This is a genomic window from Pedobacter polysacchareus, assembly GCF_019802255.1.
In the GTDB taxonomy this organism is placed as follows: Bacteria; Bacteroidota; Bacteroidia; order Sphingobacteriales; family Sphingobacteriaceae; genus Pedobacter; species Pedobacter polysacchareus.
Map to the genome: position 1 here is coordinate 112,927 of NZ_JAHYSS010000008.1, position 24,179 is coordinate 137,105.

Below are 24,179 nucleotides of genomic sequence, written 5' to 3' on the forward strand. Positions count from 1 at the left end.
TGTCTACAAAATTAATTAGTGGTTATGAAAGTGAAAAAGAGAATTTTATTGACAGGAGCATCAGGAACTGTGGGTTTTGAAGTATTGAAACAACTGGTCTTGCAAGCTGATAAATATGAGATCACTGCCTTTGATCAAAAGACGAAAAACGCTGTTAAACTATTGTCTCCTTATGAAAAACAGGTAAACGTAGTTTATGGGGACCTGACCAATGCAGAAGAGGTCGCAGAAGTTTGTGTAGAAAAGGATTTCCTGATTCATTTGGCGGCGATTATACCACCTTTAGCAGATGAACAACCAGGACTGGCTTATGATGTAAATGTAAATGGGACAAGGTACCTGATCCAGGCTTTAAAGCAATATTCTCCGGACGCATTTATGATGTACAGCTCCTCGATTTCTGTTTATGGAGATCGTCTAAATACGCCCTGGATTAAAACTTCAGACCCTTTATCACCAAGTCTGGAAGACCATTATGCGGTCACCAAAATAGAATCGGAACAGCACATTCGAAACAGTGGACTGGATTTTTGTATTTTCAGACTGGCTGCAATTATGGGTACAGGTAACCACAAGCCCTCAGGGATCATGTTCCACATGCCTTTGGCCACTTCTATGGAGATTTTAACACCCGAAGATACTGCCAGAGCTTTCGTCAATGGACTGGCAAAACGCAGCGAATTATCTGGTAAGACTTTTAACCTTGGTGGCGGAGCGCTTTGCCGGATCAGTTATCAGGATTTCCTTACCCGATCCTTTGAAGCCTTCGGTTTAGGAGCCCTGGATTTCCCCTCAAACGCTTTCGCGGAGAAGAATTTTCATTGCGGATATTATGCGGATGGTGATGAATTGGAAGAACTGCTTCATTTCAGAAGGGATACATTGGAACATTATTTTACAAAGTTAAAGCAATCCGTATCACCCTTAAAGAAAACAATGGCCTCCGTATTTAGGGGTTCTATTAAACGTCATCTGCTGAAAAAATCAGAACCTTTTCATGCTTTGCTGCACAAAGACAAAAAGATGTCTGCACGGTTCTTCAATAAGCTTTAGCCAATCACCGCAAAGACCCGCTTTTTATAGAAAAGATGCTGCTCTAAATATACAATGGAGCAGATTCTCAATTAAATAAATGATCAAAAAATGAAAACTTATATGAAAAATATCATAGGAATCGCATTGCTTTTTGCCGTTCAGTTCGGCTACGCACAAAAAGGGCCATTAAAAATAACGGTCACCAATATCAACCATCTGGAAGGAAAAATTCAAGTGAGTTTGTACAACAGCAAAGCCTCGTTTATTAAACCGGGGAAGGAGTATAAAACGATGATCAAGGAGGTAAAAGCAGGAACGGAGACTTTCACTTTTAATGATTTGCCTGCCGGAGAATATGCAGTGGCACTTTATCATGATGAAAATGGCGACGGAAAATGTAATACGAATATGCTGGGCATCCCTAAAGAAGGCTACGCTTTCTCTAGAAATTTCATCCCTAAATTGTCTGCGCCAAAGTTTGAAGATACGAAGTTTAAGCAGGAGCAGGGAACCAATATGGTGATCAAAATGCACTACTAAGTAGTGATAAGACCACTCTATTCTGTATTTGCCCTTATCCTAAACAGGTCTACGTTAGAAATTAAGAACTTGTTTTGCAGCCCAATTTTGGCCAATTTGGTGCTTATAAGGCTGTTTTCCCTGGAATTTAACAGAAATACAGAGCTTTCTCCCATTAAAAATAACCTTTCTTCAAATTGCAGCATCTGATCATAATCACTGACCAGTGAATTGGTAATCGCCATTTGCTGCTGTATAGATTTGATCTCCGCCTGCTGCGCAGTAATTTTGTTTTTCAGTTGTAAGCGCTCCAGATTGAGGTCCAGCTGACTGTCGGATATTTTAAGTTGCGCCAGCTTCAAAGCACCTCTTTCTTTCCTCAGGAAAAGGGGTACACTAAACTTCAATTCAAACTTATAATTGCCCAATTGAAAGTCATTAAAATAGGAGGGATCAGACAAGTAACTGTAGCCAACATCTAATTTCGGTAATAACATATTGCGCTTTAATTTCTGCTCAATGGTTAGGATTTCTATTTTCTGCTGCATGGCCATCAGCTTGGGATGGCTGGCTAAAACATCATTGTCGGGGATCAGCGCATCAAAATTGAGTGCAGGTTTTAGGTCGTTTTCCAGCGCTGCTTCCGGAACCATCGTTTCCTTTAATTCCATCGGAATGTTTTCAATCCATAGGTAATTGGAAAGCTCTAGTTTCGCTTTAGCCAATTTCAGCTCGGCCTCTGTTAAATTTAACTGCCTGTTTTTAATGACAATTCCTGCCTCTATACTGTCTACTGCTGCTTTATCTCCCGCCTTAATCAGTTTTTTTATTCCTTCTGCCCGTTTTTCGGCAAAAGTCAGGTACTCCCGGTAAAGCTTAGCCTCATCATAGGTTCTTTTCCAGTTGATATAAGCAGTAGAAGCATCATAAATGATGTTTACCGCTTGTAACTGGCGTTCAGATTTGCTCAGCTGCAGCTGGATTTTAGCAATCCGAATGTCGGCCATCCGCTGGTTAATCAATAGGCCCTGAGCTAAAGGAACAGTGATGCCCAAGGCAGTCAGGCCGTTGTCTGGCGTCCTGTTTTGTGGATTCAGGTAATTGCCGTCATTACTGTCGAAACCCGCTTTTACTTCTATGCCGTACCAGGTGGGCACTTTAAAACTGCTGTTAAATAAGGAATAGTACTCGGTTCCTTTAAACTGTTTATTGCTGAAATCGACTTCCAGTTTAGGATCAAATCCACCACGAGCCATCATGAGGGCAGTCTCGGCTTTACTCAGCAAAAGGTCTGCCTGCTTCACTGCCGGATGGTACTTTTTTACATACCCCAGGAACTCTGTAAAAGTCAGCACTTCTGGTTTGAGCTCCTGTGCAAGGCTCGGTAAAGCGCAGAAAAGACAGCTGATCAGGATTAATATTTTGATTTTCATGGGTTTATTTCTTAGCGGTAGCAGGTTTTTCCGATTGATAATAGTTGGGAGGGAAACCGTTTAAAGTTCTCCAGATTTCGAACCATACGGGCACGGTTTCCAGCAGAGCAATGGTTTCTGCACCGGAGCCCATACTCAATTGCTTTGGCCATGGGTCTTCCTCTGGGTCTGGTGCGATCAATACCCTGTACTTGCCATTTGGACTGATAAAATTCTCTATGGCCACAATTCTTCCACCAAAGGTACCATAAGACATATCCGGCCATCCGGAGAATACGATCGTTGGCCAGCCGTCAAACCATACGCGGATCTTTTCACCTTTTTTCAAAAGAATCATGTCTATCGGGCTGACAAACGTTTCTACAGCCAGCTCATATTTTGAAGGCATAATGCTCACAACTGGTACACCTTCTTTTACGGTTTCGCCCAATCCAGATTGCAGGGCGCGGTTTACATACCCATCCTGGGGCGCTTTGATGTAATACATGCCATTTCGAATGCTGTAATTTGCATATTGATTTTCCAATTTACTCAGCTGCCCGGAAGCATCGGCCTGATTGCCGAGAGTAGTGTATTTATCGCCATTCGCTTTAGATATTTTCTCCGCATATTCTGCGGAAAGGCGCTCCACTTCCAGTCGGGCATTGATCAGCTCATTCTTGGAAGTCAATAGTTTGTTTTCCTGGGTAGTGACTTTTGCCTGTACATCCTGTAGTTTCAATCGCTTTTCTTCCACATCGGTGAGTGGTTTTAATCCTTCTTTTTGGAGCTGAATGGAGCGCTCTGCTTGTGTACGGGCAATTTTAAGCTGTATTTTAACCGCTTCAAAATCCATACTGTCGCTTTCTATTTTCAAAAGTGACTGTCTGATTTTATTCTTTGCCTGCTGGTGTTTCAGGTTTTTTTCACCTTCTAAAGCGCTCACCTGAGCATTTAGTGCAGCCACTTTTCCCTGGTAAGATTGCAGTGCCATTTTCTTGGCATCCACTTGGTTCTTCGTGTTTTCTAACAGCTTTGGGTCAAAATATTCTTCCTTCACTTCGGAGAGAAAAATGATGGTATCACCCTTTTTTACATAATCTCCTTCTTGTACGTACCACTTTTCAATCCTTCCGGCGATGACCGTATTGATGGTTTGTGGCCGCTGATTAGGTTTTAAAGCCGTTACGGCACCAGATCCGGAGATGTTTTGTGTCCAGGGTAGAAAAAGAACGATGATCCCAATGATGCATATCGCAAGAATCAACCGGTTCAATATTTTATAATGCGGTCGGTTGCCTAGGTTTTTAACTGCACTATAGCGGTCTAATATATGCTGCTGCGTATTTTTCTGATCAGATAAATTTAGCATTTTCTTATTTCTTTAGGTCGTTGATGATTTTTCCGTTTTTCATAGTAATTGACCTATTGGATTTCAACTTCCAGGTAGGGTTTCCAGAGGAGACAATAACCGTCCATTGTTGGCTTTCAGCGCAGATGAAGTCGATAATAGCATCTGCGGTATCTTGATCCAGGCGGTCTGTCGGGTCTTCATAAAGCAGGACGGCTGGTTTATGAATAATGCTTCTTGCCAGCATGATTTTCTGCGCATTGGAAGAAGAAAGCTGCTTGCCTTCCGGGAATATTTTAGTGTCCAGTCCATGAGGCAGGGTTTTAATATAGGCACTCAGCTGCACCGCATCTAATGCCCATCGGAGGTCCTGTGCAGAAACAGAGGGGTCATTGAAGGTAATGTTCTCCAGGATGGTGCCTTCAAATGGGCTTTGTCCTTGAATGATCATGCCAATCTGCGCGCGGTATTGATTGATGTCGATCTGTCGGAAGGTATCGTCATTGACAAATAATGCACCGGAAGTTGGTTTTAATAATCCCGAAAGGGTACGGATTAAAGTAGTTTTTCCTGAGCCATTTGCGCCATTCAGGATGATTTTTTCGCCGGGCTCAATTTTCAGGGAGATGTCTTTTAACATGTCGGTTTCAGCGCCAGGGAATCGAAGAGATACCTGATCTGCTTCCAGGGTAATGCGTTCGTAAAGTGGTTTGCCTTCGGTTTCTGAAAGAGTTTCTATTTCCATATCCGTTACTTTTCCAATCTTTTCTACAGCGGTCAATACATCGTAGAAGGTCTCCAGGCCCAGCACGATTTTCTCTACCGAATTGATCACCAGTAAAATAATAATCTCGGAGGCTACAAACTGGCCGATGTTCATTTGCTGATTCAGTACCAGATACCCTCCAATCAGGAGCAGGCCGGCGGTGATGATCACTTTAAAGATGATCAGCTGTGCATATTGTCGCTTGATGACGTTGAAATGTTTTTCGCGGTAATCCAGGTAGTTATTGGTTAAGCTGTTGTTTTTCTGAAGGGCAAAGTCGAAGTTCAATGATTTTTTGAAACTGTGTTTGTTCCTTGCAATCTCCTGCAGCCATTCTGCGGCGCGATATTTATACTTGGATTCACTCAAACTCGTATCCAGCCCCTTGGTATAAGAAAATTTAAAGATCAGGTACAGCATGGCCACCAGTAATACGCCAAACAGGATGAACGAAGGGTGGTATAAAGACAGGAGAATGATACCAAAACCTATTTGCAGTAGGGCTGAAGAGTAATCCAGCATGAGCTTGGAAACGCCCTTCTGAATGGTTAAAGTGTCAAAGAAGCGGTTGGCGATTTCCGGGGGATATAGGTCATGGTACAACTCATCGAACCTGATTTTCGGAAGTCGGTAGGCAAATTCAAAAGAAGAACGTACAAAGATTTTCTGCTGTAGGTTTTCTGTGATCCGCAATTGCATGAGCGATAAAATCCCTACAAAAGCAACCCCCGTGACCACCCCGATCACCAGGATGATCCAGGAAACGCTGACCCTGCCGCTTTGCAGGAAATTCACAATCGCCTGGATGCCTAAGGGCAGCGACAGACTGATGAGTCCGGCAATGATGGCGTATAAAAATATTTGAGTTACATCTTTTTTGTCAAGCTTTAGCAGACTGAAGAATCTTTTTGCTGGGGTCATGGTTTTGGGCTTAGTATGCGCTGGATAAGGTCTGTATAATAGGCAGTAGGACTGGTGTTTTCGTTACAGTCAGTAATGGTTTTGAAATGATCTTTCAGGAAATGCTGGTGTAATGCGCCTTCCACGATGCTCGAAATTAAGCTTTTCGGGAAAGGGTATTCCGGATCAATCATGACCACCATTCCTACCATTCTGCTGATCACTCTTTTGTAAATCAAAAAGAAGCCCTCTTTGTTTTCTTCATCTACCTCTTTCGTTAAAAAAGTCTTGGTAAATTCCGCAATGATGATCTTGTTGAGCAAGGCTTCATTGATGTAGGGAGTGTTCAGGTCGTCCTCAATTTTCTCCGTTACGAGTTCCAGCGCTTTGAGCAGCTGGTCTAAAGGAGTAGGAATGTTGGCGGTAGCAAAGACCATTTTATACTCTATCCAACTCCAATACCAGGAGGAAAAGTAGACCAGTAATTTATGCTTGTTTTCAAAATAACGGTAGATTGAACTCTCATTTGAACCGATGCGCTCCCCAAGCTTTTTGAAGGTGAAGTTGTCAAAGCCGATTTCATCCATGATGATCAGACTGTGCCTGATGATCTTTCTGCCAAGAGCAGTGGTTTCCGGATCTTTCACATAGATCTTGTCGTTCACCTGGATTTTTATATTTGCGAGTAGCTGATCCATAATAGCTGTATTTACTGCAAATGTAATAGTATTACTATTATTAATAAGAATAATACTACCCTTTTTTCTAAAACCCGCTTTTAATTAGCTTTAATAGCCTATAAGCCTATTGGTTTTTTTGATCAATTCTCAATGATTTATTTGTATTTTACAATCGATATGAACCTTTAAAGAAATAAAACGATGCTCAACCGAAGAAATTTTATCCGAAATAGTGCTGGCGCATTAGGCAGTACAGCCCTGCTTTCTGCACTCGATCACCCTGCTTATGCGATTTATGAGCGAACAATTGGGGCTAACGACCAGATCAATATCGGAGTGATTGGGATCAACGGAATGGGCTGGTCGGATTTGAGAGCCGCACTGAATGTTCCTGGAGTAACTTTAATCGCTTTGTGCGATTCGGATCAGAACGTGTTAGACAAAAGGATGGGGGAATTGAAGGGCTTAAACATCGATGCGGCAAAGGTGAAAGCGTATAAAGATTATCGCGCCTTATTGGACAATAAAGACATTGATGCAGTGATCATAGGAAGTCCGGATCATTGGCATGCTTTAATGATGATTCATGCTTGTGAAGCAGGTAAAGATGTGTATGTAGAAAAACCGGTTGGAAATTCAATTCTGGAATGCCGGACAATGGTTGCTGCACAGCAAAAATATAATAAAGTAGTGCAGGCAGGGCAATGGCAGCGGAGTCAGCAGCATTTTAAAGAGGCGGTAGACTTTGTACAAGGTGGACAGCTCGGGAACATCAGGACGGTTAAAGTCTGGTGTTATCAGGGCTGGATGAAGCCTGGGCCCGTAGTTCCGGATACCGCAGTTCCCGCTGGTGTAGATTATGACCTATGGTTAGGGCCAGCAAAAAAACGCGCCTTCAATTCCAGCAGGTATCACTTTAACTTTAGGTGGTTTTGGGATTATGCCGGTGGACTCATGACAGATTGGGGCGTACATTTGATCGACTATGGTTTATTGGGGATGGGCTCGCCAGTTCCGAAAAGTATTTCAGCATTAGGCGGACGTTTTGCTTACCCTGATTTATATGAGGAAACGCCAGATACCCTGACTACCCTTTATGAATTTGATCAATTTAACATGGTTTGGGATTCGGCAATGGGCATCGACAACGGTTCTTACAACAGAGATCATGGCATCGCCTATATTGGTAACAATGGAACGCTGATTTTGAATAGAGGAGGATGGGAGGTCATTGAAGAAAGACAAAGCGGTAATAAAGTGAGCAAACCTCTAGTGAAAGCCTCAGATAATGGCCTTAACAACCATATGCTGAACTTCTTTGCCAGTGTAAGGTCAAGGAAAAAAGAAGCATTGAATTGTGATATCCAGGCTGCCGCCCACGTGGCCAGTATCGCCCAAATGGGCAATATCGCTTACAAAAGCGGAGAAAAACTAACCTGGGATGCCCAGAAAAACCAATTTACCGACAAACAAATTAATAGTAAATACTTAATGGCACCATACCATAATGGTTATAACTTGCCGAAAATTTAAAATATGAAGTTTCTTTTTACCACCGCAGGGTTTGCACTAATTGCCCTGATGTCTTATGGACAATCAAAGTTTGTACGCTTAGAAACCAGCAAAGGAGCGATTACCCTGATGCTGTATGACCAGACTCCTAAACATAGGGATGCCTTTGTAAAAACCATAAAGCAAGGTTTGTATGATCAGGCCGCTTTTAATCGGGTGATCAAAGGTTTTGTGAGTCAGGGAGGAGAGTTAGATGAGACGATCCTGGATAGGGAAAAGCTGCATCCTGAAAAGCCATTAGCACGGATTCCTGCAGAGATTGTTCCGGGTCTTTTTCATAAAAAAGGCGCATTAGGTGCCGGTAGAAACGACAATCCTGAACACAGCTCTTACCTGACACAGATTTACCTGGTCGCAGGAAAACCACAAACAGAGGAAGAACTGAATGCAATGGAGAAAAAGAAAGGCCATCATTTCTCTGCCGCTGAAAGAGCAGCGTACAAAAAGATCGGGGGAATTCCTCGCCTGGATCTTGATTATACGATATTCGGGGAAATTGTAGCGGGAATGGAAGTGGCAGATGCCATCAATTCAGTACCAACGGATCAGCATGATTTACCCTTAACACCAATTACATTCACCCCTAAGTTGTTGTCTAAGAAAGAGGTTGCAGTAATCAGGAAAGTACTGAATGCCCATGTAAATTAGCATAAAATTTTTATAACTGTAGCGAAAAGTGGGTGTTTGCCGTTTTAACAGGAAAGAACCTAGTTTTAAACTAACCAAATTCCAAATGATGATGAAAAGATCCGCTGCTTATGTTTTAATGATTGCAGGTGTTACCTTCCTGTCGGCTTGTCTCAAAGAAACCATGGACGATGACCGAAATCCTGGCTGTGATCCCCCAAGTTCCAATATGTTTTTTCAAGTCCAGGATAAAACCTCCGGAGCAGACTTGTTTTTTGCTGAAAGTCCAAAGTATAAAATCAATGAAATTAACGTCTATAGAACGAAAGATAAGACCTTTAAGGAGCCATTGCGTTTAATTCCCGTTGGAAGTGACATTCGTGCGTTTTCGCTGGCATTTGATTATCACAAGCCTATTGATACCTTGCTGATTAAAATCGCAGATACCCCAATAGATTCCTTGTTTTATACGGTGAAAAAGCCGGTAAATCATTGCAGCCCTTATGAGATCGAAAATGTTAAATTCAATAAAGTCGATCTCATGAGAGAAAAAGGGCTCTTTATATTTAAGAAGTAAAGGTTTTTATAATGATGCTGCTTTAAGATATCCCTATTTACAAAACATCCATTCAGCGATTATCTTGTAAATAGGGATGAATTATTTCATTTACGGCCTCAGTCATTGAACTGACGATATCGTGTTCCCTTACAGCCCCTCAGTGCCGAAACTGCGCTTCTTTAACATCAGGGACATGGGAGGGATGAAGAACGATAATTTCATTTTTGAGACCACTTTGAAAACGGAGATTAAGGAGGGTAAAGCTGCTTGTCAGCGGGCAGATCGTCAGTCTGCAATATCGCTTTAACGGCACTGGAGCGGTGAATAATACAAAATTTTTCAAAAGCAATCAGGTAATTGATTTTTATTGAAAATTAAAGATAAAATCATTCGGGATATAAGCTTTAGTCATTATACTTTTTTTTTCGCTTGAAATTAAAATTTCATTATAAATTCTTGTTGTTGCGTAAATTAACTTGTAGCTTTATGTAGTTATGCCTTAGATGTGGTGTGGATAGTTGCTGAGGTTAAGGCGTAAATTAACGTTATACTCAACTTTATAATGCAAGGAAACATCGCTCGCTTTCTGCAACCTGTATTTGAACTTGCGGAGCTCAACCGCAACCAACAGCTTGCCCCTCAATCTGCCAAACTTAAAGGCTTCAAGGTTGATTCCAGTACCACTGAGACTGCTGAAAAAAAGGGAATTAAGCTTCCTAATGAATTCAGTGGAAAAGAATTTCTGGCCTTTCTCTCACATGTAAATGCCGAAATTGAACATGGCTTCTTTTTCTAATAGATGATAGCTGAGAGTTAAAGTAAATGCAAAGTGTATTTATCTTAAATAAAACATGATATAATTCATCTTAAGTAGTTTAAGTATAGGTATTTATGCCTATTTTATTATCGCTAATTAACCCTACATTCGAATATAAATGATTTAACAAATTAACATTATGAAATTTTTAGAACAACCTTATCAACAACGTTTAGTAGTTTCCGCTGGCAGTGTTAACGAGCCTGAAACTAATGATTCCCCTGTTATTGTTTTACATCTTGCCGGCGAACGCGGGCGGGTAGCGGGTACAGGAACCTTCACCGTGGGAAAGCGGGCAGTCAAAGACTTTATCGTAAACGGTTCCATCCACAAGCTGAATGGCCAAACCATCATTTCTCTTCGTGTTTATGAATGGGATACCCTGATTGGTTCCATCTTAATCGCACTGGATGGGAAGGACCAAAATACTGCCAATTACAAGTTCAAATTCGATGAAGTATGGAGAACAGAAGGAGCTACAGTGAAAGTAGAGCACCTGGCTGCACTGATTTAACCACGACCGTATAAACATCTCTGTAATTACCAAATTCTGGCAACGCTCCATTTTGTCAAGTTTGGTAATTATGGTATTTGACAATCTTTTATGATATTTATCTCCCGATAAATAAAGATTGTAAATTCCTGATAAAACACCTATAAATGAAATTAGCAACAATATTTAATAATACCAGGGATGGACAACTGGTGGTCGTGAACAAAGCAGTCACGAAAGCAGTTCCTGTTCCTGAGATTGCAGCCACCATGCAGGATGCCATTGACAATTGGAAAGCAGCTGCGCCAAAGCTCAAAAATGTTTATGATTTACTGAATGTAAACGACAGTGATTCAGCTGTTTTTGACCTTTCGTCTAAAGTAGTAATGGCGCCAATTCCAAGGGCCTACCATTGGGCAGATGGAAGTGCTTATGTGACGCATGTGGAACTGGTAAGAAAAGCCAGGAATGCTGCGCTTCCTGAAACCTTCTGGACAGATCCGCTCATGTATATGGGCGCTTCAGATGCTTTTATCGGCCCAAATGACGACATAGAAGTGGAGAATGAGGCCTGGGGCATTGATTTCGAATCTGAAGTTGCAGTGATTACAGACGATGTGCCTGCGGGAACAGATGCGAAAACTGCACTGGACCATATTAAACTGATCACGATCCTCAATGATGTGACGCTGAGAAACCTGATTCCTGATGAATTGTCCAAGCAATTTGGCTTTTACCAATCCAAACCATGGACTTCCTTCGCGCCGGTAGTTGTTACCCCAGACGAATTAGAAGGGGTATGGAGCGATGGAAAACTACACCTGCCATTGCGGTCCACGTTAAACGGTAAATTGATCGGTTCACCGGATGCGGGGGTCGATATGGTATTCGACTTTGGCCAATTGATTGCCCATGCGTCAAAAACGAGGTCGCTGATTGCAGGAACGGTGATTGGATCTGGAACAGTAGCCAATCAGGGTAGCCCAACAGGCTCCAGCTGTCTGGCAGAAGTGAGGTGCCTGGAAATCATTAAAGACGGAAAAGCCAGTACGCCATTCATGTCTTATGGAGACAGGATTGAGATTGAAATGAACGATAAGGAAGGCCATTCGATCTTTGGAAAAATAGATCAGGTGGTCAAAAAATACATAAAGAAATAAGGATCACTATCCGCATAGCACTGTTAAAGCATAGCACTGTTAAAGCATAGCAGTAAAGCTTAGTTTGCTAAGCTTTACTGCTATTTTAATATCCTGACCTGAATACCTCAGCTGCCTGGTCAATCATTTCATCAGAGGCGGTTAAGGAGACCCGGAATGTGCCTGGGATCTTCATGGTGGAACCTGGTAAAACCAACACCTTCCGCTGTTCAAGAACTCTTGAGTAATGTTCATCTGAGGGCTCCGGACTGTCTACCAGCATGTAAAAAGTACCTTGTGCCGGGTTCACTTTGAAGCCACCTTCCCTCAATGCGCTCACTAAATGATCACGTCTTCTTTTGAGCTGTGCAATATCCACGCATAAGCTTTCCAAATGTGGTACCGCACGTTGTAAAATACAACCGGGAAGCTGCCAGCCGGAGATGGGTTGAAGCGCATCAATCACCTGACGCATGTGCGCTGCTTCCGGAAAACCTGGGGCGAGGGCCATATAACCAATTCTCAAACTTGGGGCTAAAAGTGTTTTTCCATAAGTATAAATGCTAATCGTAGCCGGGTAGAATGCTGCCGGACTGGGTGCATGACTGCATTCAAAAACAATACGGGCATAAGCTTCATCTGAGATGATGGGGATGGTTCTTCCTAATCGCTGACTAGCTGCCGCCACAATATTGGTCAATTCTAAGAGCTCCTGAGCTGAAAACACCTTACCAGTGGGGTTATGAGGGGAGTTAAGGAGTATGGCACTGGTTTTAGGGCCGATAGCAGCCTCAAACTGACTCATCGAAACACTCCAATCCAGCGGATTTAAATCTACTCCCTTCGGAATTGCACCTTGGGACCTGATCATCGGTTCATAGTAAAACCATGGCGGGCCCAGGTAAAGGACTTCTGTAAGCGGGTCACATAAGGCCTGAAGGCAGCAGGATAATCCGGCAAAAGCACCGGTTGTAAAAAACAAGTCTCCTGCGGCATACTTTATCCCTGATCTTTGACTAAGTGATGATGCTGCGGCTGCTCTGGAGCTTTCAATATGGTGCACATATTTGAACCCCAGGTGATGGCTAATGTCAACCTGCTCATGCAGTATTTCCGCGATCTCAGGAAAGGAGTGTCCATGCGGATCTCCAAATAAAAGATCTGCAAAGCCAGGTTCACCACGGCGTTTGGTCACCGGACTTTCCCTAAGAAAGACGCCAAGATGCTGTTCGTATTCTGCTCTTGCTTTTTCGCTGCTTTCTGATAGTTTTATGTACATATTTTATTCTTTTTCTGTAGTTTATGATGGTTATGTTTGTTTTTAGTTTATAGCTGTATCTCAGGGCGGTTTCTGTTTTTATAGGGTGCCATTTTTTTATTTCCCGAACTATTTTCGAAGGCTTCAGCCAGGCTGATCAGGACGGCTTCATGATGCGGGTCAGCGCAAAACATTAAACCAATGGGCAGGCCGTCCTTCGTGAGTCCGCAGGGTACTGAAATACTGCACCAGCCTGCAAGATTTGCAATTAATGTGTTCCTTGAGTAGATGGACGACAGTGCTGCATGGGAAGATGGTTCATCACAATCCGAGCGCAATACTGCAGGAAGCGGGGTGGTAGGTACAACCAGTACCTCTATACCATACCGGCTGAGGGACAATTGCGCTGCAATGGCTGCGTATTGTTTTTGGATAGCTTCCGTATCACGCAGGGAATGTGCTGCCGCTGATTTCAGCCAGTTCAATACCCAGTCAATATTGGGATGCGATATAATTTCTTCGTGCAAAGGATAGGCTTCTGAGGCGATTAAACTATTTTCCTTCATCATTTCCCGCAGTTGCTGTATAATCGGGATTTCAACTGTGGAGACCGGGCTGCCAAGTATTTTTAAAGACCTTTCTACTGCCAGAATCACTTCCGGATCGGCATCATCAAAGAAAATAGTCTTACAGCAGCCGATACGTAAATCTGCCATCGGCAATTTCGGTTCCTGCAAAGTAGAAAACCTCGAGTTACGGGCTCCTTCGGTCTGAACTTTATCGTTCTGAAACCTGGAATCCTGAAATCCGGAATCCTGGAGTTGGGAATAAACGATCTTTACATCTGCCACGATAGCCGCAATCAAACCAATCGTATCCAGACTTGGAGCCAAAGGCCATACCCCTTGAGTTGAAAGCCAGCCTTTTGTTGGCTTAAACCCCACTACACCACAGAGTGAAGCAGGTACACGAATGGAGCCCCCGGTATCACTGCCTAATGCAAAAGGAACCATTCCGGCTGCTACGGCAACAGCAGAGCCGCTGGAGGAACCGCCAGGGAGGTAGGCTTCAGTTTTCCATGGATTATGAGGCGTCTCAAAAACGTGGTTGATGCCTAGAATTGTGGCAGCTAAAGGGCTGGTGTTGGTGATGCCAACCAATATAGCGCCTGCCTGTTTTAATAGCCTGATGGATGCAGCGTCTGATGAGGGGATATAGTCCATCGGCCATGCTGTTGAAATTTGCTCCTCTAGGATACCCAATCCTGCAGTATTTGGAAAACCTGCCACATCAAAAATCCCCTTCACCGCATAAGGAATCCCGTGTAATGGGCCTAGATCCAGTCCATTATTAAACGCTATCTGCGCTTGCAAGGCTTCTTCCAGCGCTCTTTCCTCTAAAATCAGTATAAAAGCCTTGAAGTAGGGATTTCTGGTCTTGATATCTTTTAATACCACTTCTGTGAGGGTAACGCAGCTCAGTGTGCCTGCACGAAGCTGCTGTCCAAGCTCGGAAATCGAATACTGACCTGGGTTTTTCATCATCAGGACAGGTGTTTTTTGAGGTAATCAGCCAGTAATTCGGCATCTTTTCCAACGCCATCAATGAAATTTGAATTGTATCTGATTTGACGACGCATGCCCAGCACCAGCAATCCGGGGATTGCTGTTATTCCGCCCTGGTGTTTAATTTCGCCCTGTGCATCCAATACATCAATGTGTAACCAGGGATAGCTTCGGCGATAACCTGTTGCCCAGATGATCGTTTTTATTCCTGCTGATTTAAGGTCAATGCTGGATGGAGCAGGAGGTACTGAAATCGGGGCTACCTGATGAAAATTCATGCTATGGTCGATCATCAGGTCGTTTATATATTGATCGATTCTTTCCAACAGCGCATACATATCCTGATCGGCCTGATGTACAGCTGTCAATAGGTTGTCCTCGAATGAAACCTGGGAATCGTTTATGGCTGCTATTCTGCTGGTTAATTTTACACCCTGATTTTGCAGGGTTTCGAGATTTATCGAATGTGCATCTTCTGAGCCAATAAGCTGTGGCGCAGGGATGTTTGGATCGCATTTGGAGTCTGTGAACGCATCAAAAATTCCCGCTTCCTTCAACCAGGTTAGAATATCCTTCCCTCTGTACCTTCTGGGCAGGCGGCGGTGTTTCCCTACAGAAAGCATCACCTCGCGTCCGGAAAGGCGTAACTCTTCTGCAATTTGCACGCCTGATGCGCCTGCACCAACGACCAGAATTCCTCCTTCAGGAATCTGCCCTGGATTGAGGTATTGGCTAGCAGTAATTTGATGGATTTCAGGGTTTACCCGATTTGAATATTCAGGGATAACAGGGGTACAGCAATGCCCGGTTGCGATCACGACTGCATTGGCGACCCATCGCTGTGCTGTGGAATGGATATAAAATTGATGGCCAGATTTGCTGACCGCCTCCACTGCTGTTTCTGTAAGAATAGGGGCCTCAAAGGATTGCGCATAATCCTCCAGAAGGGAAATATAGCGGCCTACCGGCATAAAGCCTTCTGGCTGATCTCCTTGATATGGCCATGAGGGTAAATTGGTCTGGTCGTTTGGCGTAAGGAGCCTTAGTGAATCCCAGCTTTCTGATCGCCAGCGCTGAGCAATCTGTCCGCGTTCCAATAAAATATGACTGATGTTTCTTTGCTTCAGGCAATAGCTCATGGCCAGTCCCGCCTGTCCGCCCCCAATGATCAGGACCTCAACAGAAATATAGGAATCCTGGTCGGAGGAGGAACCGGAGTTAGAAGATGGATAACCGTTCATAAATCTCTACTGGTTATTTTCGGCAGATTCCAAGGATTTGGCGCGTAAACCATGGTCTAAAAAAGTACCCAGGTAAAGGCCGTCAATATTGGAGATCTCCGCTAAATGAGGATCAAGCCATAATTTATAGGCGCCTCCCAAAGTCAGTTCGACCTCAGGGAAACGGCTGCGCAGCAGTTGGATGTACTCCATACCACGCTCTGCTGAAGGATTGCTGTGGGCGAATATCTCCGCACTTTCCTGTGGATCAAAGTAGTTGAGCGTAATGGCATCTGGACTAACTATTTCAAGCAGGTTCAGCATATCTTCCACATCTGATTCGGTTTCCCCAAGGCCGCAAAGCCATCCAGTATCTATCCGGAGTCCAGCCTCACGTGCGATTAAAAGGGATTTTAGCTTGTCATCCTGTGCTAATGGGCGTTTGGGGACCATTTCAGCAAACAGTTTTCGGGAGCATTCCAGGTTATTTCTATAGCGTTTGATGCCAAGATTGGCAATTTGTTCGTAGAAGTCAGGACGGGTACAAATTCCGGGGTTAATGGCCAGTTCAATGTGGGAGTTTCGCTGGATCACCTCTTTCATTTCCAGCAGGAAATTCATGACTTCAATGACATTAGCACCAACTGTTTGAAAGACCAGTTCTACCCGGGAACCTGTGGCAGCGGCCTGATCAAATGTCTGCTGGAAATCGGATTCCCTGACCAATGTTTTTCGATCTGTGGTCTCCGTTTTACTCAGTCCACAAAATTTGCAACCACCTCCACAACCAGAGTTTTTGAGCAGGCTAAGCTGGATGATGTTCATAATTTTTAATTTAATAAACAAGAAGCATCAGCCGTATTTGATTTGAGAGCAGTGCTTTAGATAAAAATAATGATTTTCTTTTTAATTACCAATTCGATGAAATTTCTTATAATAAATTATTGTTTCAATGTCTTTTTTTCCGCTATGCAAATTTCCACTGACCATTTTTCAGTAAATTTGCAGGATAGGGAATCATAATAACGATAGGGATTTTAAGATGAAGATACTGTTAATAGAGGATGAGATAGCGGTAGTTTCTTTGATCAAAAGAAGCTTAATGGATGAAAATATTGACTTAGACATTAGTGTGGCCATGGATGGCCTGACCGGGTTAAAAATGGCTGGGATGAACCATTTCGACTTGATTATTCTGGACATCATGCTGCCTGGTATGGACGGTCTGGAGGTTTGCCGGAACATCAGGTTAACAGATCCAGATGTTCCGATTATCATTCTTTCTGCCTTAAACCAGACAGAGGATATTGTGGCTGCTTTTAATCTGGATGCTGATGAATACCTGACTAAACCCTTCAAAATTGACGAATTAAAGGCCCGTGTATTTCGCAAATCACGTAAATCGGGAACTGTTCGCACTACGCCTGCAAATCTGCTGAGCATCTCAGATTTAGTACTTGATAAAGACAGTAAATCAGTCACCAGGGCTGGAAAAGTAATCGTACTGACGGCTACAGAACATCGACTGCTTGAATACCTGATGCAGCATATGAACAGAATTATCACGCGTGTAGATATTCTGGAAGAGGTTTGGGGAATGAATTTCAACCTCAGCACCAATGTGGTAGATGTTTACCTGAATTACCTCCGCAAAAAGATCGATAAGAATTTTAGTCCGAAATTGATTCATACCGTGATAGGGATGGGTTATGTACTCAGAGTCCAGGAGAATCATGAAGATTAGAACCAAAATTATCCTGCTGTCTTCGGCGATCGGGAGTTTGATCCTGATGTCTTTTGCAGTTTATGTTTCCTATTTTACTGCAAAGACCCTGGAAAGTAAATTCTTTATCAGGCTAGAAGAAAACGCCCGAATGTTAGGCACGCATGTCTTTAATTCGAAGAGTTATAAAGATAAAGGTTATTATGAGTTGAGTAATCAGTTCATCAATCAGTTTTCTTTAGGCAGGAATTTCCTGGTACGTGTAGAGAAAAACAGGAAGCAACCCCATTATGAACCACTTTTGCCAATGAGCAATGCTTTTTTTGAAGAAGCCATTGAAAAAGGAAAAGCCGAACTCATGATGGGTGATACGGCTTATGTTGCGCTGTTTTTTGAAGACAAAGACCACGATAAGAATCTGGTGGTGGTTTCTTCGGCAGTAGACGATTTTGGGATTGCAGAGCATAAGGACCTCAATCGCGCCTTGATCTCCGGCATCGTGATTTTCTTATTCCTCATCTTTCTGATCTCTTTTTATTTTGCTGATAAGTTATTAAATCCAATCGCTTCCATTAATAAGCGCATTGGATTGATCAATATTAGTAACTTGAACATGCGGTTAACCACCAAGAAAACTAATGATCAAACAAAAGAAAAGGATGAGATTGAAGTCCTGATCACCAATATTAACGATATGCTGAGTCGATTGGAGATCGCGGTGAAGTCGCAGCGCAGCTTTATCAGCAATGCCTCACATTCCTTGAGAACGCCTATGACCATTATCAGCGGTGAATCTGAACTCGCCCTGCATCATCTGGATCCGAAACATCCTGCCCATTACTCTTTAGAAATGGTGTCCAGGGAGGTGGATCGGATGAACCTGATTGTGAACAACCTGCTGCTGCTTTCCAGAACAGGTTATGATGGCAAGGTGCAAAACATGAGCTATGTCAGGATTGATGAACTGCTGTACAGCGTAAAAGAATCTGAAGGATACCTGAACGATAACCATCGGATATTTCTTGATTTCTCCAATATTCCGGAGGATAGCAACCTTTTAACCGTTCATGTGAACCAGGACCTGTTTTTCATCGGACTTTCCAATATCATTTCCAATGCTTGTAAATATGGCAATGAAAAGGAAGTGAAAGTGAGCATTGAAGTAGACCATTCGAAGATCATTATACGAGTAGTAGATCAGGGAATAGGGATTCCCGATCAAGATAAACCGCATATTTTTGAATCCTTTTTCCGCGCTTCCAATGTGGGCAGTATTTATGGAAATGGCCTCGGACTGGTACTTGCAAAAAATATCTTTGAACTTCATGACGCTAGTCTGACGATCGATTCTACGGAAGGAAAAGGCACAGTCGTGACTATAACCTGTCCTATAGCGGTTCTCTAATCTCACACTTATTTTTCCCTAATATCGCGTTAATCTTCGCTTTAGCGCGTTATTAGGTCTGCCGCCTATACTTGTATCATTAAGTATAGCGATATGAAAATCAGAACCAGTGTAGGTATAGTTTTATGTGCAGTTTGTCCGGCAGCAGCCTCGGCACAAACGCCAGTTGATACCACAAAAAATATTTCCCTTGATACTGCAAAACAAGCGAGCCCTTCCATTTTTAACCTCCACATACTTGGTCGTACTTCTTTAAACATCGGTCAAAATAAAGAACGTGCGTTAAACGCGGGTTTCAGACTGGATGAAACCAGGCTATTACTGAGCGGTCATGTGAACCCGGACCTGTCTTATAAAGTCCGTTTCCGACTAAACAAAGCCTTCGCTACCACTACCCAGGACAATGGTTCCAGGGCCCTTGATTATGCTCAGGTAAATTACCGCTTCGGTAAACAGAAAGATTGGGAAGTGATTCTTGGTAAGCAAGCTGCTGCTGTGGGGAGCTATGAGTTTGTCAACAATCCGGTCTATGAATATATTTTTACTGATTATGTAGACCGTATTCTGAACCTATTCGTGGTTGGTGCCAACTTTTCCTACACCGCAAATCCAAACCATAACTTTCAATTACAAGTTTATAATACTTCCACTGAAACTTTCGATCAGCTGATTAAAACCGCAGGATACGGAGCAGGGGAGTTCAAGCAATCAGAGCGTCCAATGGGTGCCTACTTCACCTGGCAAGGGAATTTCTTCGATAAAGCATTCCATACCAAATGGTCTTACAATTATAACCAGCTGATAGCAGGAGCAGATAACCATTCCATTTCCCTGGCCAATATGTACCAGTCTAAAAACACAAAAGTGTATTTGGACCTTCAATATTCTGATTATGGAGTCGACCATACGATGCTGGCCTCAAACCCTATGAATGCTTTTATTGGAAACACGGGTGCCGACAGGATCATGCGCAGAGATGTGGTGTATAAATCTGCGGTATTGAGGTTTGACCAGCAGCTGAGCAGACATTGGGGGGTATCTTTAAAAGGAGCCTATGAAACAGCAAGCGCATCCAAAGACAAAACGATAGGTTCTGATTTCAGAAGAAACTGGACCGGTTATGCCGCATTAGAATACCAGCCAATTGTGAATCAGGACTGGAAACTTTTTGCCGGATATATCGACCATAAGATCAGCTATAAGAGCCGCCTTGGAATGCCTCCTGAAAAAAACAACCGCTTCATCCTGGGTACTTATTTCAACCTGAAAGCGATTTAGTAAGCCATCGATTCAGCAGTCTAGTGAGCCCTAAAACCAACGCGAATAACAGCAGGTAAAGCTCTTACAGCAATCCTGTTCAGAATCCAACAGATAATAAATTTAATACTATTATATTTTATGCGTTTAACACCCAGAGAAACCGAAAAATTGATGCTGCATCTTGCAGGTGAGCTTGCCAGCAAGCGTCTCAAAAGAGGCGTGAAGCTGAACTATCCAGAATGTATCGCCTACATCAGTGCAGAGATCATGGAGAAAGCAAGAGATGGAAGAACTGTATCCGCACTAATGGACTACGGAACCAAGTTGTTGAGTAGAAAACAGGTGATGGAAGGCGTTCCAGAAATGATCCATGATGTGCAGATTGAAGTGACCTTTCCAGATGGAACTAAGCTAGTGACCATTCACAATCCTATTCGCTAATCTTTAAAATCATAAGAAATGATACCAGGAGAATACATTATAAAAAAAGAAGACATCAAGGCCAATGTAGGTTACGAAACATCGCCCTTGTCTGTGACCAATACAGGAGATAGACCGATACAAATAGGTTCCCATTATCATTTTTTTGAGGTGAACAGACATTTACAGTTTGATAGGGAACGTGCTTATGGGAAAAGATTAAACATCCCTGCAAGTACTGCGATCCGTTTTGAACCCGGAGAAAGTAAAGACATCATCCTGGTAGAAATTGGCGGCAACAAAGAAATCCACGGATTTAATGGCTTAACCAGTGGCAAGTACACGGATGAAAAAGTGAGAACTGCGGCGATCGCAAAAATGAATGCAGAAAAGTATAAAACCGTAAAATTAAGATAAGATATTATGGCAGACTGGAATAGAAGAGAATGGATTAAGGTAGTTGGGATGACTGCCATGGGCAGTGTAGTAGGTTTAAGGTCGTTAGGACTGGATAAACTTGGCCTTGACGCAGGTTCCGTTAAATATATAGATGGAGACCTTTACATTCCCAGAGCAAAATATGTAGCGCTTTTTGGCCCTACCACAGGTGATAAAGTGAGGTTAGCCGATACGGATTTATTTATTGAAATCGAGAAGGATTTCGCCGTATACGGAGAAGAAAACAAGTTTGGTGGTGGTAAAACCATCCGTGATGGTATGGGCCAGTCGGCACGTGCCTTAGCAGACGAAGGCGTATTGGATTTCTGTATCACAAACGTGATGGTGATCGACCATTGGGGTATCGTGAAAGGTGATGTAGGGATCAAAAACGGAAAGATTGTTGGTGTAGGAAAAGCGGGAAATCCTGATGTTCAGGATGGCGTAACGGAGCACATGATCATTGGTGCTTCTACAGAAGTACACAGTGGTGTTGGGATGATCCTTACTGCTGGTGGTATTGATACCCACATTCACTTTATCAGTCCACAGCAAGTAGAAACGGCATTATACAGCGGGGTAACTACCTTTATCGGCGGCGGTACAGGACCAGCAGATGGTACACATGCCACTACCGTAACTTCAGGTAAATGGTACATTGAGAAAATGCTGCAGGCATTTGAAAACTTACCAATCAACGTCGGTTTATTCGGTAAAGGAAACGTCTCTACTATGGCGCCTATCGAAGAAATGGTAGAAGCAGGTGCATTGGGTGTGAAGATTCATGAAGATTGGGGCGCAAATCCTGTGACTATTGATATGGCTTTAAAAGTAGCTGATAAATATGATGTTCAGGTGGCCATCCACTCGGATACCTTAAACGAGGCTGGTTTCTTAGAAGATACTGTGCGTGCGATTGATGGTCGTGTGATCCATACTTTCCATACCGAAGGTGCTGGTGGTGGTCACGCACCAGACATTATGAAGATCGCGATGTATCCTAACATTTTACCGGCATCAACCAACCCAACAAAACCATACACGATCAACACTGCAGAAGAGCATTTAGACATGCTGATGGTATGCCATCACTTAGATAAAAATGTGAAAGAAGATGTGGCTTTTGCGGATTCAAGAATCCGTCCTCAGACGATTGCTGCCGAAGATATTCTACAGGATATGGGCGTATTCAGCATCATGAGCTCTGACAGTCAGGCCATGGGTAGAGTAGGTGAAGTGATTTCCCGTACTTTCCAGACTGCTCATAAAATGAGAATTCAAAGAGGTCCGCTGAAAGAAGATGAAGGAAAAGGTAATGACAACTTCAGGGTGAAGCGTTACATCTCTAAATACACCATCAACCCGGCAAAAGCACATGGAATTGATACCTACGTAGGCTCTATTGAACCAGGTAAAATTGCCGATCTGATTTTATGGAAAGCAGAAATGTTTGGCGTAAAACCTGAGCTGGTGATCAAAGGTGGAATGATCCTGGGTGCTAAAATGGGAGATGCCAATGCTTCTATTCCAACACCTCAGCCGATCATCTACAGAATGATGTTCGGTAACCACGGTAAAGCCTTGTCTAACATCTGTTTCAACTTTGTTTCTAAAGCTTCTTTAGAAAATGGAGCGATCGCCAACTATGGGCTTGCCCGTACCAGTTTGCCTGTAAAAGGGTGTAGAACGGTGATGAAAAAGGATATGGTGCACAACGATGCGATGCCAAATATTACCGTAGATCCGGAAACTTATGATGTACGAGTAGACGGCGTAATTGCTACTTGCGAGCCTTTGGCCGTACTTCCGATGGCACAGCGTTATTTCCTTTTCTAAGATGATAAAAGTAGATCGGGTAATTGCCAACCTATATGACGATGCGAAACGCTACTCCAACTGTAAGATTGATGTTTTGCAATTGGAATGGTATGATACCACAAAGAGAATCCTGCGCATGCTAACAGATGGAGGTCGCGAAATCGCGATCCATCATCTGGCACAGGAGCAACTTTTTCATGGCGATATTTTGCACCAGGAAGGGAAGAATATCATTGTGGTGCAGATCATCCCTGGCCCTTGTATCGTGTTTCAGCCGGTTACCTTTAAAGATATGGCCATTGTCTGTTTTGAAATTGGCAATAAGCACATCCCGGTCTTTATCAATAAAGACAAAGAAGTCATCATCGCATTCGAAGAACCTTTGTATCAGTTTTTGAAAAGAGGGGGATTCAAACCGCGCAAAGAAGATAGAATCATTGAAAGAACCTCTACCCTGATGATCCACAAATGGAGTTCATCAGGGCAGGTGATTTCTTTAGCAAGCAAATAACATGAACGCATTACTGACACTATTACAGATCAATGATTCCGCATTTCCGATCGGCAGTTTTACACAATCGTACGGACTGGAAACCTATGTCAGCATGGGGATTGTGAAAGACAGCAAAGCCGTAAAAGTTTACGCGGAAACCATGCTGCAACATAACTTTTATTACAATGACGCCGCATTTTTTATGCTGGCCTGGAAGATGTGCGACAGCAATGCTACAAAAGCCAGGGTTCAGGAACTGGACGATTTAATCAGCGCCTATAAAGCGCCTTTTGAAATCAGGGAGGCTAGCAAGAAACTGGGCATCCGTTTCCTGAAAGTGACGGAAAACCTGAAGCCGATCCCACGCTGTACAAAATACCTGCAGGCGATCAAAAGCGGAGCGGTACACGGACATTATGCGATGGCTTTTGCCATGTATGCGCATGCGGCTAAAATCCCTATGAAAGACGCATTACATGCATTTTACTACAACACCCTAAACGGAATTGTGACCAATTGCGCGAAGCTGGTACCCATCAGCCAGATGGATGCACAAAAGATTTTGTACAACCTGCATGGCCTGATAGACGAACTGGTGGAAAAACAAGAAAGCATGCCCGAAGAATTATTGGGCAGCTGCTGTATCGCTCAGGACATCAGGTGTATGCAGCATGAAAAATTATATACAAGGATTTATATTTCATAATGA

25 protein-coding genes are annotated in these 24,179 nt (G+C 43.1%); 17 read left to right on the plus strand and 8 right to left on the minus strand.

Going from position 1 to position 24,179, the window contains the following annotated elements; translation table 11 throughout:
- Positions 1-24: 24 nt before the first annotated feature.
- Together K7X70_RS22515 and K7X70_RS22520 are read left to right on the plus strand one after the other, a co-directional pair.
- Positions 25-1,053, plus strand: a complete 1,029-nt coding sequence (locus K7X70_RS22515; RefSeq protein WP_222539161.1) for an NAD-dependent epimerase/dehydratase family protein — start codon at positions 25-27, stop codon at positions 1,051-1,053.
- 102 nt (positions 1,054-1,155) lie between these two features.
- The gene (locus K7X70_RS22520) at positions 1,156-1,575 is read left to right on the plus strand and encodes a DUF2141 domain-containing protein (RefSeq protein ID WP_222539162.1); all 420 of its coding nucleotides are present in this window, start codon (positions 1,156-1,158) and stop codon (positions 1,573-1,575) included.
- 17 nt (positions 1,576-1,592) lie between these two features.
- On the opposite strand, the gene K7X70_RS22525 is transcribed toward K7X70_RS22520, so the two are convergent.
- The 4 genes from K7X70_RS22525 to K7X70_RS22540 are packed head-to-tail and all read right to left on the minus strand — an operon-like array spanning position 1,593 to position 6,681.
- Positions 1,593-2,987, minus strand: a complete 1,395-nt coding sequence (locus K7X70_RS22525) for a TolC family protein (protein WP_222539163.1) — start codon at positions 2,985-2,987, stop codon at positions 1,593-1,595.
- 4 nt (positions 2,988-2,991) lie between these two features.
- Positions 2,992-4,338: an HlyD family secretion protein gene (locus K7X70_RS22530; protein ID WP_222539164.1), complete on the minus strand. Its 1,347-nt coding sequence runs from the start codon at positions 4,336-4,338 to the stop codon at positions 2,992-2,994.
- Between the two features lie 4 nt (positions 4,339-4,342).
- Positions 4,343-6,004, minus strand: a complete 1,662-nt coding sequence (locus tag K7X70_RS22535) for a peptidase domain-containing ABC transporter (protein ID WP_222539165.1) — start codon at positions 6,002-6,004, stop codon at positions 4,343-4,345.
- Positions 6,001-6,681, minus strand: a complete 681-nt coding sequence (locus K7X70_RS22540; protein WP_222539166.1) for a TetR/AcrR family transcriptional regulator — start codon at positions 6,679-6,681, stop codon at positions 6,001-6,003. The genes K7X70_RS22535 and K7X70_RS22540 overlap by 4 nt, the downstream gene beginning before the upstream one ends.
- Positions 6,682-6,864: 183 nt before the next feature.
- Between K7X70_RS22540 and K7X70_RS22545 the strand changes: the two genes are divergently transcribed.
- The 7 genes from K7X70_RS22545 to K7X70_RS22575 all read left to right on the plus strand — a co-directional run bounded on the left by K7X70_RS22545 (position 6,865) and on the right by K7X70_RS22575 (position 11,891).
- Positions 6,865-8,196, plus strand: coding sequence for a Gfo/Idh/MocA family protein (locus K7X70_RS22545; protein WP_222539167.1), 1,332 nt, complete (start codon positions 6,865-6,867; stop codon positions 8,194-8,196).
- 3 nt (positions 8,197-8,199) lie between these two features.
- Positions 8,200-8,883 carry a peptidylprolyl isomerase gene (locus tag K7X70_RS22550; RefSeq protein ID WP_222539168.1) on the plus strand — a complete coding sequence of 228 codons (684 nt, stop codon included), beginning with the start codon at positions 8,200-8,202 and terminating at the stop codon, positions 8,881-8,883.
- Positions 8,884-8,968: 85 nt separating this feature from the next.
- Complete coding sequence (locus tag K7X70_RS22555; RefSeq protein WP_222539169.1) at positions 8,969-9,439, plus strand: hypothetical protein; 471 nt, start codon at positions 8,969-8,971, stop codon at positions 9,437-9,439.
- Between the two features lie 142 nt (positions 9,440-9,581).
- Entirely contained in the window at positions 9,582-9,728 is a 147-nt protein-coding gene (locus K7X70_RS22560) for a hypothetical protein (protein WP_222539170.1), read from the plus strand.
- A gap of 255 nt (positions 9,729-9,983) precedes the next feature.
- Positions 9,984-10,217: a hypothetical protein gene (locus tag K7X70_RS22565; RefSeq protein WP_222539171.1), complete on the plus strand. Its 234-nt coding sequence runs from the start codon at positions 9,984-9,986 to the stop codon at positions 10,215-10,217.
- 160 nt (positions 10,218-10,377) lie between these two features.
- Positions 10,378-10,752: a hypothetical protein gene (locus tag K7X70_RS22570; protein WP_222539172.1), complete on the plus strand. Its 375-nt coding sequence runs from the start codon at positions 10,378-10,380 to the stop codon at positions 10,750-10,752.
- A 146-nt stretch (positions 10,753-10,898) separates the two neighbouring features.
- Complete coding sequence (locus tag K7X70_RS22575; RefSeq protein ID WP_222539173.1) at positions 10,899-11,891, plus strand: fumarylacetoacetate hydrolase family protein; 993 nt, start codon at positions 10,899-10,901, stop codon at positions 11,889-11,891.
- An 85-nt stretch (positions 11,892-11,976) separates the two neighbouring features.
- Here the strand turns inward: K7X70_RS22575 and K7X70_RS22580 are convergent, their stop codons facing one another.
- From K7X70_RS22580 to K7X70_RS22595, 4 genes are read right to left on the minus strand one after another with little or no spacing between them, the layout of a single operon-like run.
- Positions 11,977-13,149 carry an aminotransferase class I/II-fold pyridoxal phosphate-dependent enzyme gene (locus K7X70_RS22580; RefSeq protein ID WP_222539174.1) on the minus strand — a complete coding sequence of 391 codons (1,173 nt, stop codon included), beginning with the start codon at positions 13,147-13,149 and terminating at the stop codon, positions 11,977-11,979.
- Positions 13,150-13,196: 47 nt separating this feature from the next.
- On the minus strand, positions 13,197-14,672 hold the full coding sequence (locus tag K7X70_RS22585; RefSeq protein ID WP_222539175.1) for an amidase: 1,476 nt from the start codon (positions 14,670-14,672) through the stop codon (positions 13,197-13,199).
- Positions 14,672-15,934, minus strand: coding sequence for a flavin-containing monooxygenase (locus K7X70_RS22590; RefSeq protein WP_222539176.1), 1,263 nt, complete (start codon positions 15,932-15,934; stop codon positions 14,672-14,674). Before K7X70_RS22590 ends, K7X70_RS22585 begins: the two co-directional genes overlap by 1 nt.
- Before the next feature lie 6 nt (positions 15,935-15,940).
- Positions 15,941-16,738 carry a radical SAM protein gene (locus tag K7X70_RS22595; protein WP_222539177.1) on the minus strand — a complete coding sequence of 266 codons (798 nt, stop codon included), beginning with the start codon at positions 16,736-16,738 and terminating at the stop codon, positions 15,941-15,943.
- 217 nt (positions 16,739-16,955) lie between these two features.
- Between K7X70_RS22595 and K7X70_RS22600 the strand changes: the two genes are divergently transcribed.
- The 8 genes from K7X70_RS22600 to K7X70_RS22635 all read left to right on the plus strand — a co-directional run bounded on the left by K7X70_RS22600 (position 16,956) and on the right by K7X70_RS22635 (position 24,176).
- A complete protein-coding gene (locus tag K7X70_RS22600) occupies positions 16,956-17,657 on the plus strand; it encodes a response regulator transcription factor (RefSeq protein ID WP_222539178.1) in 702 nt (233 codons plus the stop codon).
- The gene (locus K7X70_RS22605; protein WP_222539179.1) at positions 17,647-19,041 is read left to right on the plus strand and encodes a sensor histidine kinase; all 1,395 of its coding nucleotides are present in this window, start codon (positions 17,647-17,649) and stop codon (positions 19,039-19,041) included. The genes K7X70_RS22600 and K7X70_RS22605 overlap by 11 nt, the downstream gene beginning before the upstream one ends.
- 93 nt (positions 19,042-19,134) lie before the next feature.
- Positions 19,135-20,319, plus strand: a complete 1,185-nt coding sequence (locus K7X70_RS22610) for a porin (protein WP_222539180.1) — start codon at positions 19,135-19,137, stop codon at positions 20,317-20,319.
- A gap of 120 nt (positions 20,320-20,439) precedes the next feature.
- A complete protein-coding gene (gene ureA, locus K7X70_RS22615; RefSeq protein ID WP_062548395.1) occupies positions 20,440-20,742 on the plus strand; it encodes an urease subunit gamma in 303 nt (100 codons plus the stop codon).
- 18 nt (positions 20,743-20,760) lie between these two features.
- Positions 20,761-21,138, plus strand: coding sequence for an urease subunit beta (ureB, locus tag K7X70_RS22620; RefSeq protein WP_222539181.1), 378 nt, complete (start codon positions 20,761-20,763; stop codon positions 21,136-21,138).
- A gap of 6 nt (positions 21,139-21,144) precedes the next feature.
- The gene (gene ureC / locus K7X70_RS22625) at positions 21,145-22,995 is read left to right on the plus strand and encodes an urease subunit alpha (RefSeq protein WP_187668173.1); all 1,851 of its coding nucleotides are present in this window, start codon (positions 21,145-21,147) and stop codon (positions 22,993-22,995) included.
- A 1-nt stretch (position 22,996) separates the two neighbouring features.
- Positions 22,997-23,488 (plus strand): urease accessory protein UreE, encoded by a 492-nt coding sequence (locus K7X70_RS22630; RefSeq protein WP_222539182.1) that lies wholly within the window; start codon positions 22,997-22,999, stop codon positions 23,486-23,488.
- Position 23,489: 1 nt separating this feature from the next.
- Positions 23,490-24,176: an urease accessory protein UreF gene (locus K7X70_RS22635; protein ID WP_222539183.1), complete on the plus strand. Its 687-nt coding sequence runs from the start codon at positions 23,490-23,492 to the stop codon at positions 24,174-24,176.
- Positions 24,177-24,179 lie beyond the last annotated feature (3 nt).